We start from the raw sequence: 1,116 nt of genomic DNA, 5'->3' as shown, positions 1-1,116 counted from the left end.
GAGACGACCGGCTCGCCGTGGGCGATGGCGCGCCAGGCGGTGTAGGCGGTGGCGACGTTGAAGCACTGGACGCCGAGGTCGGTCGACCGCTTGGCGGCCGGGACTTCCTTGCCGGTCAGCACGCGGATCAGCTGCTTGGCGCCGCCAGCCGGGTAGAGCGTTGGTATCTGGATGATAGAAAACGGCTCGCCGAGCGCGTCGACCGCAGCGCGCATGGCAGCGGCGGCTTCCGGCTTGTTTTCCTCGATGCCGATGAGCACCTTTTTCGGCTGCAGCAGGTCGCGGAAGACGCCGATGCCACGGACGATTTGCGCGGCTCGTTCGCGCATCAGCAGGTCGTCGCAGGTGATGAAAGGCTCGCATTCGGCGCCGTTGATGATCAGCTCTTCCATCGGCACCGTTTTCGACGGCGTCAGCTTGCCGTGGGTCGGGAAAACCGCGCCGCCCAGGCCGACAACGCCGGACTGCTGCAGGTAGTGGCGGCTTTCATCGGCTGTCGCGTTGGCGTAGTCGAAAGCTTGGCGGGCGATCCACTCGTCCCGGCCGTCCGGCTCGATGACGACGCACAGCGCGTCGAGGCCGGAGGGGTGGGGCTGGACGTGCATTGCCACGGCGACAACGGTGCCCGAGGTCGGGGCATGGATGGCGGCCGAGATCCAGCCGTCGGCCTCGCCGATCAACTGGCCCTTGAGGACAAGGTCGCCGGCCTGGACGACCGGGCGCGGCGTGCCGCCGATGCTCTGGTGCAAGGGCACGATCAGGCGCGACGGGAGCGGGGCAGCGGCAATCGGCAGGGTGATCGACGCTGTCTTGTGGGTCGGCGGCTTGACGCCGCCCTTGAACTTGAAGAGCTTGATCGACATCAGGCGGCCTTGATTTCGACGACCGGGTATTTCCATTTCCAGTTGTCGATGTTCTCGCCGATCGGCTGCATCGAAATGCATTCGACCGGGCAGGGGGGCAGGCATAGTTCGCAGCCGGTGCATTGCTGGGCAACGATGGTGTGCATCTGCTTGGCGGCGCCGACGATGGCATCGACCGGGCAGGCCTGGATGCACAGCGTGCAGCCGATGCAGGTGTTCTCGTCGATGATGGCGACCTGCTTGGGCTTTTCTT

The 1,116-nt window shown here is 65.9% G+C and carries 2 protein-coding genes; both read right to left on the bottom strand.

Annotated features, from left to right (window positions below; translation table 11 throughout):
• On the bottom strand, positions 1-863 hold an 863-nt coding region (gene rsxC, locus ADADOO_RS15280; RefSeq protein WP_511278360.1), incomplete at its 3' end, for an electron transport complex subunit RsxC.
• Positions 863-1,116, bottom strand: a 254-nt coding sequence (locus ADADOO_RS15275) for an RnfABCDGE type electron transport complex subunit B (protein ID WP_511278359.1), incomplete at its 5' end; no start/stop codon positions are given. The genes rsxC and ADADOO_RS15275, both read right to left, overlap by 1 nt.

It is taken from the genome of Azonexus sp., assembly GCF_036170495.1.
In the GTDB taxonomy this organism is placed as follows: Bacteria; Pseudomonadota; Gammaproteobacteria; order Burkholderiales; family Rhodocyclaceae; genus Azonexus.
Note: the sequence above shows the minus strand (reverse complement) of the source record. Positions and strands in the feature narration are given on the sequence as shown.